Here is an 8,622-nt window from a genome sequence, read left to right on the forward strand (position 1 = left end):
TGGCCTTTTTGATGTCTACTTCTGTCATCACTTCCTACGAACGATCGACGTGAGCAAACCTGACTATGGTCCATAATGTGTCAACCATGTCCCCGCACATGTGTCCACCATGTTTCCGGTCCATACAAAAAGCCCCAAAGTAACCAAAGGGCTCTTGCCCCACCACTCGGCACCTCGCTTAGGCTCGGTGTGCCCGAACGCAGGCTTGAATCCGTGGCCCGCCGTCATGGGCCATCCTTGGCCCAGGACGGCTAACCCGGCGTCCTGCCGGGTTACCCACGGATTCAAGCCTGCGTTCGGCCAGCGTGGTTTTACGGGGCGCCTAAGATCAAGATCAAAAGCCAGAGCCAGAGCCAGAGCAAGAGCAAGAGCAAGAGCAAGAGCAAGAGCAAGAGCAAGAGCAAGAGCAAGAGCAAAGCAGAATGAGGTCTATCTGATCCATGGAGATCCAAATGTGGGAGGGGGCTTGCCCCCGATAGCGGTGGATCAGTCATGCATGTAGTGACTGACACACTGCCATCGGGGGCAAGCCCCCTCCCACATTTCTGACCGAGTTCGGCTTCCAGTATCAGGTCGGCTATAAGGCCGCCTCGCTTTGCTTTGGCTTTTGATCTGGGGCGCCCCGTTAACCACGCTGGCCGAACGCAGGCTTTGGAGCGTGGGTAACCCGGCAGGACGCCGGGTTAGCCGTCCTGGGCCAGGGATGGCCCATGACGGCGGCCCACGCTCCAAAGCCTGCGTTCGGGCACACCGAGCCTAGGCGAGGTGCCGAGTGGTGGGGCAAAGACCTTTTGGTTACTTTTGGGGCGTTTGCCAAAAGTGACCCGCTGTAAGAGCGGAACCGCCAGTGGCCGTTACCGAAGAAACGGATATGTACTCAGCAGCCACCGTCACCTAAATAACAGACATGCACACCGTCTAAACCTTAAACCGCGCCACCGTCTGATGCAGCTCCCCCGCCATCCCCGCCAGATCATGCCCTGCCGTCTCGGTATGCAAAGCTCCCTGCAACACCTGCTGCGACAGGTTCCGAATCCCCACCAGGTTGCGATCCACTTCCCGCGCCACCAGTGCCTGTTCTTCGGTGGCGCTGGCGATCATCAAATTGCGCTCATTGATCTGCGAAATCGACCGGGTGATTTCATCCAGCGCTTCCCCCGAACGCTGCGCCACGCCCAAGGTCGTCTGCACCCGCTCGCTGCTGTCGTGCATCGCGGCCACGGCGTGTTCGGTGTCCTGGCGGATGTTGCCGATCATCTGCTCGATCTCCTGGGTCGAGGTCTGAGTACGATGGGCCAGTGCGCGCACTTCATCGGCGACCACCGCAAAACCGCGCCCGGCATCGCCGGCACGGGCCGCTTCGATCGCGGCGTTGAGGGCCAGCAGGTTGGTCTGGTCGGCGATGCTGCGGATCACGTCCAGCACGCCGCTGATGTCTTGCACGCGGCCTGCGAGTTGTTGGATACGTTCGGAGGTTTCCACCACGCCGGTGGCCAGGGTGTTGATCGAGGCCACGGTTTCCTGCACCTGCGCCCGCCCAAGCTGGGCGGTCTGTTCCGACAGGCGCGAGGCTTCGCTGGTGCTCACCGCGTTGCGCGCCACTTCGTCGACGGCGGCGGTCATTTCGTTCACCGCCGTGGCGGCCTGTTCGATTTCCTGACCCTGCAACTGCAGGCTGCTGCTGGTCTGGCTGCTGACCGCGCTCAACTCTTCCGACGAGCTGGCCACGCCGTCCACCGAGGCGGCGATCTGCCGGACCATCTGGTTAAGACTCTGCTGCATCTGGTGCAGGTTGCGCATCACGCTGCCGTCGGCACTGTTGCCCAGCGGCACGTCGATGGTCAGGTCGCCCTGGGCGATATGGTTGAGCACCCGCGCCACCTCGTCCGGCTCGCCGCCCAAAGGTCGGGTGACGCTGCGCGTGACGATCACGGCGGCCGCCACGACCAGGGTCACGCACAGCAGCAACAGCCCGATCATCATGCGGCGCGCCTCGTCGTAGAGGATTTGCGCAGCTTGCTCGCGCTCGACGAACAGCCGGCCTTGCATGGCCATCAACGCATCGAGGCTCTTGAACACGTCAAGTTCGGCCGGCACTACCTGCTGTTTGAGCTGGGCCAGGCCCTGCTCGCGGGCGCCCTGCTTGATCAGCGCCTGCACCTGGGTAAAGGCCGCGACGTAGGTTTCCCGATGGGTTTTCAACGCGGCATACGCCGCCTTGCCTTCGGCGGTATCGAACAGCGGCTCGAGGGTGGCGAACGCCTGGGTAATGCGCTGCCGGGTGGTGCCGATGGCCTCTTGAGCCGGCTGGTTATCCTGGTCGATCAGCAGGTCGCGGGTGTTGCGTCCGTTATCGCGCACGCCGGTGGCGATCACCATGATCGGTGCGATTTTCGGCCAGTCCTGCTGCACGATCTGTTCGGATTGTTGCTTGAGGGTTGCCAGGTCGTGCAAGGCGTAAAACACCAAACCGACCAGAGCCAGCGGCGCAATCGCGAAGCCGATGACAATGCGTTGTGCCGTGGTTAACTGCGTCATTCTAAACATTCCTTGATGAATATCGGCCCGAAACGGGCAACATCTTTAAAAATCCTGGGAGGGCGATCGGTCACCCTCGTAATACAAAAGCCGGAAACAACTCGCGCATGCGCCCCCATAACTCCGGCAACGCCATCTGTGCCGGAGCAATCGGCAGTTGCTCATCGAGCATGCTCGCCGTGCGTACCATCTGCACGGCGAAGCGCTTGACACCACTGGCCTGCAAACGCTGGGCCAGGCGCAACAGGCGCGACGTATCGATCAGATGCCAATGCACCGTGGTGCGGCACTCGTAGTCCACGCCACTGGCCAGCAAGGTCTCCAAACTGCGCCAATTGGCGGCGCCGCTGCCTTTGACCTGAGTGACCAGTTGATAGTCCTCGACCAGGGCCTTCACATCGAAGCCCACCCAGTCGGCATGGCGCAGCGCATTGGCAAAGCCTGCCGGCTTGATCCCTGCACTGTGCAGGCCCACGCGAAAGCCCATGGCGCGCACTTCGTCCATCGCCGCCGGCAAGCCTTCCTGCAGGGTCGGCTCACCGCCGCTGAACACCACCGCGTCCAGCAGGTCCTGGCGGCGCTGCAAAAACAGCAAAACCCGGCGCCAATCGATCTCCGCGCTTCCGCGCGGCCCGATCAGGTCCGGGTTATGGCAATAACGACAGCGCCAGGCGCAACCCTGGCAGAACAGCACGCAGGCGAGCATGCCAGGGTAGTCGAGGGTGGTCAGGGGCACCATGCCCCCAACCCGTAGCATTCGACTCATTGGCGTCCGGCCGCACAAGCCGCTTCGGTAAAGTGAACACGCTCCTTGTGCTCGGACTGTTTGCCGGGGTTGAACGCGGACACCGGCCGGTGGTAACCCATCACCCGGGTCCAGACTTCGCAGCGCTGACGTTGTGGCTGGGATGTTTGCATGGTGAATCTCCTTGCGGGTTGAAAAACAGGTTCAGGACTGGGCAGCAAGCGCGAGGATTTCATCGCACTTGGGACAGAACTCGTGTTCGCCGGCGAGGTAGCCGTGCACCGGGCAGATCGAGAAGGTCGGGGTCACGGTCAAGTACGGCAGGCGGAAACGCCCCAGCGCTTTACGCACCAATTGCTTGCAGGCCTGGGCCGAAGAAATCTGTTCGGCCATGTACAGGTGCAGCACAGTGCCGCCGGTGTATTTACATTGCAGTTCGTCTTGCAGCTCGAGGGCTTCGAAGGGGTCTTCGGTAAAGCCCACCGGCAGTTGCGACGAGTTGGTGTAGTACGGCGCATCCACGCTGCCGGCTTGCAGAATGTCCGGGTAGCGCTTGCGGTCTTCCTTGGCGAAGCGGTAGGTGGTGCCTTCCGCCGGCGTGGCTTCGAGGTTGTAGAGGTGGCCGGTTTCTTCCTGGAAGCGCAGCAAGGTGGCGCGCACATGGTCAAGCAGGCGCAGGGCGAACGCGCGCCCTTCTTCGGTGTGCGTGCCTTGCGTGTCATCGGTGAAATTGCGCAGCATCTCGTGCATGCCGTTGAGGCCGATGGTGGAGAAGTGGTTGCGCAAGGTGCCCAGGTAACGCTTGGTGTACGGGTACAACCCGGCGTCCATATGGTGCTGGATCACCTTGCGCTTGACCTCCAGGCTTTCCATGGCCATTTCCATCAGGCTGTCCAGGCGTTGCAGCAAACCGCTGGTGTCGCCCTTGAACAGGTAACCGAGGCGCGCGCAGTTGATTGTCACCACGCCCAGCGAGCCGGTCTGCTCCGCCGAACCGAACAGCCCGCCGCCACGTTTGAGCAGCTCGCGCACGTCCAGTTGCAGGCGACAGCACATGGAGCGCACCTGGTTGGGCTGCATGTCGGAATTGAGGAAGTTCTGGAAATACGGCAAACCGTAGCGCGCCGTCATCTCGAACAAGCGGTCGGCGTTCTCGCTGTCCCAGGGAAAATCATGGGTGATGTTGTAGGTCGGAATCGGGAAGGTGAACACTCGCCCCTTGGCATCCCCGGCCTGCATCACTTCGATGTAGGCACGGTTGATCAGCTCCATTTCCGTTTGCAGGTCGCCATAGGCAAACGGCATTTCCTCACCACCGATCACCGGGATCTGCTCGCGCAAATCTTCCGGGCAGACCCAGTCGAAGGTCAGGTTGGTGAACGGCGTCTGCGTGCCCCAGCGCGACGGCACGTTGAGGTTGTAGATGAACTCCTGCACCGCCTGGCGCACCTCGGGGTAGCTCAGTTGGTCCTTGCGCACGTAGGGCGCAAGATACGTATCGAACGAGCTGAACGCCTGGGCGCCGGCCCATTCGTTTTGCAAGGTGCCGAGGAAGTTGACCATCTGCCCCAGGGCACTGCTCAAATGCTTGGGCGGCCCCGCTTCCACGCGGCCCGGCACGCCATTGAGGCCTTCGTGCAACAACGAGCGCAGCGACCAACCGGCGCAGTAGCCGGCGAGCATGTCCAGGTCATGGATATGCAGATCCGCCTCACGGTGTGCGCGGCCGATCTGCTGGCTGTAGACCTCATCCAGCCAATAATTGGCGGTGACCTTGCCCGACACGTTCAACACCAGCCCGCCCAGGGAATATCCCTGGTTGGCATTGGCCTGCACGCGCCAGTCTTCACGGTCGAGGTATTCGTTCATCGAGGTGGCGACTTCCACCAGGGTCTTGCGATCGCGGCGCAGGCGGCCGTGCTGTTCGCGGTAGACGATATAAGCGCGCATCGACAGGAAGTACCCGGCATCCATCAACACCCGCTCGACGCTGTCCTGGATCTGCTCCACATCCAGCCGTTCGATGCCGCGCAGCCGCGCCAATACCGCGCCGAGCAACAGGTCGACCTCGGCTTCCTGATACTCGCCGGTAGCATTGCCGGCGGCGATCAGCGCCTGACGGATTTTTTCGGCGTCGAACGCAACGAGGCTGCCGTCGCGTTTGTGCAGGCGGTTACTGACCAGCGGGCTGAGCATGCTTTGCATTGGAAGGCTCCAGACACTACATATAGATTTAATAAATCTTTAAAACACAATATGCAGTGATATTACGGCTAGGCGTTTCGGCTGCCATTGATCAAGGTCAAGTCTGAACGAAGATCAAAATGTGGGAGGGGGCTTGCTCCCGATAGCGGTGTATCAGTCATGCATGTATTGACTGACACACCGCTATCGGTAGCAAGTCGAATCGTCGCACCGCCCCTCCCACAGTCAACCGCCGCTCATATTCATGAAGCGCACCACCTGCACCTCGCCTGCCCCGGTGAAATCATGGCGCAGCGGCTTGCCCCTCAACCCCTTGTGCAAGGCCTCGATCAACGGCCCATCGTCCAACGGATAACGCCGCAGCAAAGCGCGGAAGTCCACCGCGTTGTCCTGCCCCAGGCACAGCAGCAACTGCCCTTCGACGGTCATGCGCACGCGGTTGCAACTGCCGCAGAAGTTATGGGAGTTGGGTGAGATAAAGCCGATGCGCGTCCCCGGATGCCGTGCCAGGCGCACATAGCGCGCCGGGCCGCCGCTGTTTTCGGTGCTGTCGAGCACGGCATGGTGACGCGCGATCACGCTGCGCACTTCATCACTGGCACAGAACGTCTCGCCGCGTGAACGGCCCACGTCGCCCAGGGGCATTTCCTCGATAAAGCTGATGTCGATGCCTTGGTCGATCGCGTACTGCACCAGCGCAGGCACTTCATCGAAGTTGCGCCCTTTCATCACCACGCAATTGAGCTTGACCCGCTCGAACCCGGCCTCTCGCGCCGCCTCGATACCGTCCAGCACCTGGCGCAGATCACCGTTGCGGGTGATCGCGCGAAAGCGCTGCGGATCCAGGCTGTCGAGGCTGATGTTCATGCGTTTAACCCCGGCGTCCACCAGCGGCTGCGCGAGGCGTGCCAACTGCGAGCCGTTGCTGGTCATCACCAGTTCGCGCAAGCCCGGCAGCGCCGCGATGTTGCGGCACAACCCGACAATGCCCGGACGAATCAACGGCTCGCCGCCGGTCAGGCGGATCTTGCGCACGCCCTGGCCGACGAACAGCGCGGCCAGGCGTTCCAGCTCTTCCAGGGTCAGCACCTGCTGGCGCGGCAGGAACGTCATGTTTTTCGCCATGCAGTACACACAACGAAAATCACAACGGTCGGTCACCGACAAGCGCAGGTAATCGATCGAACGGCCTACCCCATCCACCAGGCTCATGTCACTGCACCAGCGGCGAGTCGGCGCCCTGCAGCGCGATGCCACGAATGTCCGCCGCGCCGATCAGGGTTTGCAGGTACTGCACCAATGCCTTTTGCCACACCCCTTGCTGCAACTGGGTGCGGATCGCCACCGCCACCGCTTCATACGGCAGCGGTTGGCCTTCGATGCGCTGATCGACATTGATCACATGCCAGCCGTAACGGCTTTCCAGCGGCTTGCTGGCCAAGCCCGGCGCCAGGGTGAACAGCTGACGCTCCAGCTCGGGCACGGTCTGGCCCTTGCTCACCTGGCCCAACGAACCGCCCTGGGCCTTGGACGGGCACGCCGAATACTGCAGGGCCAGCTCGGCAAAGTGGCCGGGCTGGTCTTTCAGGTTCGCCAGTAGCACTTCTGCCTGGGTGTGCGCCAGATGGCGCGCCTCGGCGTCGTCCGGCGCGCATTCGAGCAGAATGTGCCGCACCGCCAGCAACGGCGCGCTGTGAAAGCGCCCGCGATTGTTCTCGAAGTAACGCACACAGGTGGCCTCGTCGCACTCGGGCACCTTGACCTCACGCTCCAGCAGCAAGCGCGTGGCGGCTTCTTCTTCGTTCTCGCCGGCAGCGATCTCCACCGCCAGGCCCAGCTCGGCGATCCGCTGCTGCAACAGCTCGCGGATCACCAGCGCACGGGCGGCCAAATACACCGCCTCCTCGCGGCTTTCGGCCGGGTGATATTGCAACTCCAGGGCCATGGCCTCCGGCGTGACGGGCACGCCGTTGACGCTGATGATCGGCCATTCCTGTTCACTGCTGGCGATCAGCTCAGGTGCCTTGAGTTCCTCGAACAGCGCCGGGGCCGCAACCTCGGCCACCACCGGTTCTTTGACCGACGAGCCGCAACCACCGCTGCCGCCTTTACCGCCACCACATCCGCATCCAGTTGTCATGACGTTCTCCTCAATACTTCTGCCGCACGATTTGATAACGACGCCCCAGGTACCAGATCGGCGCGCTGACCATATGCACCAAGCGGGTAAACGGGAACAGTACGAACAGGGTCAAGCCCAGCGCCACATGCGCCTTGTAGATCAGGCTGACCGGCTCGATCGAAGCCGCCGCGTCCACCGGCCGCAACAGCACCACGTTCTGCGCCCAGTCGGCGAGCATCACCATCACCGAACCGTCCATATGCCCGGTGGAGGCGACGATGGTCAGCAAGCCAAGCACCAACTGCGCGAGCAGCACCAGCAGGATCAGGATGTCCGACGGGCTCGATGTGGCACGTACACGCGGGTCGCTCAGGCGGCGCTTGACCAGCATCAGCAAGCCCACCAGGCACAGCAGGCCGAAGACGCCGCCGGAGACCATCGCCAGCAACTGTTTGTTTTCAGTGCTGATCACATGGTGATAGACCGACGCCGGGGTCAGCAGGCCAACGAAGTGCCCGGCCAGCACGAACAGCACGCCGATGTGGAAGAAGTTGCTCGCCACGCGCATGCCACGGTTGTTGAGCATCTGGCTGGAGCCGGCCTTCCAGGTGTACTGCGACAGGTCGAACCGCGCCCAACTGCCCAGCAGGCAGATCGCCAGGGCGACATAGGGGTACACCCCGAAAACCAGCAAATTCCACTTAGACATTACCCACCTCCGCGGCTGGCACTGCGGCCTGCCCTTCTTGCTGAAAATCCACCCAGTGCAACGGCACCGCGCTTTCTTCGCGGGCTTTACCCGGTGCGCTGGGCATCGAGCTGCAACGGTCCTGTTGTTCGGCCTGCATAAAGTCCACCGCTTCCTCTTCCCAGATTTTGTCCAGGGCTTCGAGGGAGTCGTCACGGGCGATGGCGATACGCACGCCGGCCAGCAACGGTTCGGCGCAGATCACGGGCGGTGCGGCAAAGGTCACTGGCGGCGGTAACGCGACCTCGCAACTGCTGCCCAACG

General features: G+C 62.2%; 7 protein-coding genes and 1 pseudogene. All 8 read right to left on the minus strand.

Annotation, left to right across the window (positions count from 1 at the left end; translation table 11 throughout):
- Window positions 1-918: 918 nt before the first annotated feature.
- Window positions 919-2,538: a methyl-accepting chemotaxis protein gene (locus tag L9Z73_RS20105; RefSeq protein ID WP_247404551.1), complete on the minus strand. Its 1,620-nt coding sequence runs from the start codon at window positions 2,536-2,538 to the stop codon at window positions 919-921.
- Between the two features lie 70 nt (window positions 2,539-2,608).
- Window positions 2,609-3,304 (minus strand): anaerobic ribonucleoside-triphosphate reductase activating protein, encoded by a 696-nt coding sequence (locus tag L9Z73_RS20110; RefSeq protein ID WP_282598692.1) that lies wholly within the window; start codon window positions 3,302-3,304, stop codon window positions 2,609-2,611.
- Window positions 3,301-3,456, minus strand: a complete 156-nt coding sequence (gene nrdD / locus L9Z73_RS31220; RefSeq protein WP_017849317.1) for an anaerobic ribonucleoside-triphosphate reductase — start codon at window positions 3,454-3,456, stop codon at window positions 3,301-3,303. The genes L9Z73_RS20110 and nrdD overlap by 4 nt, the downstream gene beginning before the upstream one ends.
- A gap of 31 nt (window positions 3,457-3,487) precedes the next feature.
- A complete protein-coding gene (locus tag L9Z73_RS20115) occupies window positions 3,488-5,488 on the minus strand; it encodes a ribonucleoside triphosphate reductase (RefSeq protein WP_282598693.1) in 2,001 nt (666 codons plus the stop codon).
- Between the two features lie 225 nt (window positions 5,489-5,713).
- Window positions 5,714-6,700 (minus strand): GTP 3',8-cyclase MoaA, encoded by a 987-nt coding sequence (moaA, locus tag L9Z73_RS20120; protein ID WP_247404557.1) that lies wholly within the window; start codon window positions 6,698-6,700, stop codon window positions 5,714-5,716.
- Between the two features lies 1 nt (window position 6,701).
- Window positions 6,702-7,628, minus strand: a complete 927-nt coding sequence (locus tag L9Z73_RS20125; RefSeq protein WP_247404561.1) for a peptidylprolyl isomerase — start codon at window positions 7,626-7,628, stop codon at window positions 6,702-6,704.
- A 10-nt stretch (window positions 7,629-7,638) separates the two neighbouring features.
- Window positions 7,639-8,319, minus strand: a complete 681-nt coding sequence (gene narI, locus L9Z73_RS20130; protein WP_247404564.1) for a respiratory nitrate reductase subunit gamma — start codon at window positions 8,317-8,319, stop codon at window positions 7,639-7,641.
- Window positions 8,312-8,622, minus strand: a pseudogene (locus L9Z73_RS20135) (hypothetical protein); the annotation flags it as partial. The pseudogene L9Z73_RS20135 and the gene narI, both read right to left, overlap by 8 nt.

The organism is Pseudomonas emilianonis, assembly GCF_023072625.1.
In the GTDB taxonomy this organism is placed as follows: Bacteria; Pseudomonadota; Gammaproteobacteria; order Pseudomonadales; family Pseudomonadaceae; genus Aquipseudomonas; species Aquipseudomonas paraveronii.

Bases quoted from the DNA above. Each gene is read 5' to 3' on its own strand.
- L9Z73_RS20125 (WP_247404561.1), bottom strand. From the start codon at position 7,628: ATGACAACTGGATGCGGATGTGGTGGCGGTAAAGGCGGCAGCGGTGGT.
- L9Z73_RS20105 (WP_247404551.1), bottom strand. From the start codon at position 2,538: ATGACGCAGTTAACCACGGCACAACGCATTGTCATCGGCTTCGCGATT.
- L9Z73_RS20115 (WP_282598693.1), bottom strand. From the start codon at position 5,488: ATGCAAAGCATGCTCAGCCCGCTGGTCAGTAACCGCCTGCACAAACGC.
- nrdD (WP_017849317.1), bottom strand. From the start codon at position 3,456: ATGCAAACATCCCAGCCACAACGTCAGCGCTGCGAAGTCTGGACCCGG.
- moaA (WP_247404557.1), bottom strand. From the start codon at position 6,700: ATGAGCCTGGTGGATGGGGTAGGCCGTTCGATCGATTACCTGCGCTTG.
- narI (WP_247404564.1), bottom strand. From the start codon at position 8,319: ATGTCTAAGTGGAATTTGCTGGTTTTCGGGGTGTACCCCTATGTCGCC.
- L9Z73_RS20110 (WP_282598692.1), bottom strand. From the start codon at position 3,304: ATGAGTCGAATGCTACGGGTTGGGGGCATGGTGCCCCTGACCACCCTC.